At 66.9% G+C, this 2,984-nt stretch carries 3 protein-coding genes; all 3 read right to left on the bottom strand.

The window, feature by feature from the left end:
• The coding region (locus LE548_RS45165; protein ID WP_374116270.1) for a carbohydrate ABC transporter permease at positions 1–807 on the bottom strand (807 nt) is incomplete at its 3' end.
• The gene (locus LE548_RS45160) at positions 804–1,742 is read right to left on the bottom strand and encodes a carbohydrate ABC transporter permease (RefSeq protein ID WP_225102846.1); all 939 of its coding nucleotides are present in this window, start codon (positions 1,740–1,742) and stop codon (positions 804–806) included. The genes LE548_RS45160 and LE548_RS45165, both read right to left, overlap by 4 nt.
• Positions 1,714–2,922: a sugar ABC transporter substrate-binding protein gene (locus LE548_RS45155; RefSeq protein ID WP_225102845.1), complete on the bottom strand. Its 1,209-nt coding sequence runs from the start codon at positions 2,920–2,922 to the stop codon at positions 1,714–1,716. Before LE548_RS45155 ends, LE548_RS45160 begins: the two co-directional genes overlap by 29 nt.
• Positions 2,923–2,984 lie beyond the last annotated feature (62 nt).

Here is a 2,984-nt window from a genome sequence, read left to right as displayed (position 1 = left end):
GGCTCCGCTGGTGGCACCGGCGGCGACGTAGCGCTGAGCGACGACGAGCAGGACGGCGGCGGGGACGGACGCCATGACCGTGGTGGCCATGACGGCGTTCCACTGGTTCGTGTGGGCACCGATGTACTGGTAGATGCCCAGGGTGATCGGCCGGACGGTCTGCGTGGTGGTCAGGGTGAGGGCGAAGAGGAAGTCGCTCCAGGTGAAGAGGAAGGTGAAGACGCCGGCGGTGATCAATGCGTTCCTGCTCATCGGGAGCACCACGGAGCGGAAGACACGCTGTCTGCCGGCGCCGTCGAGGTGCGCGGCCTCGATGATCTCCCTGGGAATGCTCTGCATGAACGAACGCAGAATGATGATCGCGAAGGGGACTCCCGCGGTGGAGTCGGCGAGGATCAGTCCGAGGTAGGAGTTCAGGAGTCCCAGGTCGTTGTAGGCGCTGTAGAGCGCGTTGGCCACGACGATGCCCGGCACCATCTGCGTGATCAGGATGCCGATGAGCACGAGGTTGGTTCCGCGGATGCGGAACTGGGCCAGTGCGTAGGCGGCGGGCGCGGCGAGCCCGAGGCTGAGGGCGACGCTGCCGAGGGCCACGACGAGGCTGGTGACGAGGTTGCGTCCCTGATCGCGCAGTGCGGTGACGTAACCACTGAGGTCCGGGTGGGAGGGGAACCAGCCTCCCTGCAGTGTGTTGCCGGTCGGCTGGAGGGAGGCGTTCACCATCCAGTAGACGGGAAACAGCATCAACGCGAGCAGGGCGATCCCGACGATGGTGGACGGCCGGCCACGGCCCGGTGCGTGCTTCACGAGATCGCCTCGTCGACGTTCCGGGCGCGACGGCCGGCGCGCAGGTAGACGAGGGCGAAGGCGAGCGAGATGACGATGAGTACGTTGCTCATCGCGGCGCCGCGCCCGAACTCGAACTGCTGGAAGGACAGTTCGTAGGACTGGGTGGCGAGGGTCTCTGTGGCGTTCGCCGGTCCTCCGCCCGTCACCACGAGGATGATGTCCAGCACCTTGACCGTGTAGACCACGCCCAGCACCAGCGCGACGCTCGCCACGGGCCGCAGCAGTGGCCAGGTGACATGGCGGAACGACGCCAGGGGACCGGCGCCGTCCAGCTTCGCTGCCTCGTACAGGTGCGTGGGGATGTCCTGGAGACCGCCGTACAGGATCGCGGTGTTGAAGGGGATCCCGATCCAGATGTTGATGAGGATCACCGACACCAGCGCCTGTGAGGTGCCGGTGAGCCAGGGGATCCCGGACGGCGAGAGGTGGAGGTGGCGCAGCGCTGCGTTGACGACTCCCGTGTCGGGGTCGAGCATCCACCTCCACGTCGCTCCGGAGACGACCAGCGGCAGCAGCCACGGCAGCAGCAGGAGCGAGCGCAGCATTCCGCCGAGCGGGAAACGGCGCTGGAAGAACAGGGCGAAGGCCAGGCCGATGACGAACTGCCCGACGATCGACCCGGCGGTGAACAGGACCGTGGTCAGCAGCGCCTTGGGGAACAGATCAGACGTCAGGATCACCGCGTAGTTCTTCAGCCCCAGGAACGGTGCGGCACCCGTGTAGAACGTCGTCGTCGTGTACTGCTGGAAGCTCATCACGACGTTCTTGACGATCGGGTAGCCGAAGAACAGCAGCAGGTATGCCCCGGCCGGCGCGAGGAACATCCACTGGGCCAGCCGCTCCCAGAAACGCGCCCGGGCCGGGTCAGTTACTGGTCGCGATCTGCTGCGCATGTCTGAGGGCTTCCTGCGGTGTCTGCTCGCCCGTCAGCGCGGACTGGATCGCGGTGTATATGCCGGTCGCTGCCTTGGGCCACTTGACGCCGAGTTCGCTGGTACGGGCCCGCGCCGCTTCCACGCTCTTGGCGAAGGCGGCCATCGACGGGACCTGCTCGGCGTATTGGGCGGCCACTGTGGTGCGGGAGGGCACGGTGAAGTGCTGCTTGGCCAGGGTGAGCATGGTCGAGGAGTTGTTCAGGCAGGCGAGGACCTGGGCGGCCTTCTGCTGCCGGGCCTTGGAAGCGTTCTGCGGGACCGTCCACACCTCACCGCCGAGCGGTGTGACAGGGGTCTGCCCAGTCCGGGGGACGGGGATGGGGGCCACCCCCCAGTGCAGGTTCTTGTCCTTGTTCAGGGCCGGGATCCGCCACGGGCCGTTGATCATCATGGCCGTCCTCCCGGCGACGAATTGATCGTGGACGTCGGCCTGTGTCCAGTTCAGCACCGACTTCGACATGGATCCGCTCTTCACCAGGTCGACCCACAGCTGGAGTGCCCGCGCTGCCTGCGGGGTGTCCAGCCGCTTCTCGTCGCCGCCGTTGGACCACAGGAAGGGCAGGAACTGCCAGGTGCCCTCGAAGGTGGCGTTCGCGTCGACCGCCATGCCGTAGCGTCCGGGACGGGTCAGCCTGGCCGCCGCCGTCTTCAGCTCGTCCCATGTCCTCGGCACGGAGACACCGGCCTTGGCGAGCATGTCCTTGTTGTAGAAGAGGGCGATCGTGCTGACGTAGGGCGCCAGTCCGTACACCTTCCCGTCGTAGGTGCCCGCCGACAGGATCCCCTTCGCGAAGCCGCTGGAGTCGATGCCGTACTGGCCCAGCGGGGTCAGCGCGCCACTCTGGGCGATCTGCTGGAGGTCGGGGTTGTCCAGCATCAACAGGTCGGGAAGGGTCCGCGACGACGCCTGCTGAAGGACCTTGGGAATGAGCGACGCCCCCGGCACGCTCGTCTGCTCGACCCTCACACCGGCGCTCTTGCCGCAGGAGGTGAGTATCTCGCCCCATTGGGAGTGTTCGGATTCATCGGTGTAGTAGTCCAGCGCCGTGATGGACGTGACCTTGCTGGTGGCGGAGCCGCCGCCGGTTCCGCCGCCGCACCCGGTGGCGGCGAGTACCAGGGCAATGGTTCCGGTCAAGAGAGCGGCGATCCGACGCGCAGGCGGTCTGGCCGGTGAGATCATGCTGGTGCCTTTACCGA

Source organism: Streptomyces sp. CoH27 (assembly GCF_020181035.1).
Lineage (GTDB): Bacteria > Actinomycetota > Actinomycetes > Streptomycetales > Streptomycetaceae > Streptomyces > Streptomyces camelliae.
The sequence above is the reverse complement of the archived record's forward strand: the minus strand, read 5'-3'. Positions and strand labels throughout refer to the sequence as shown.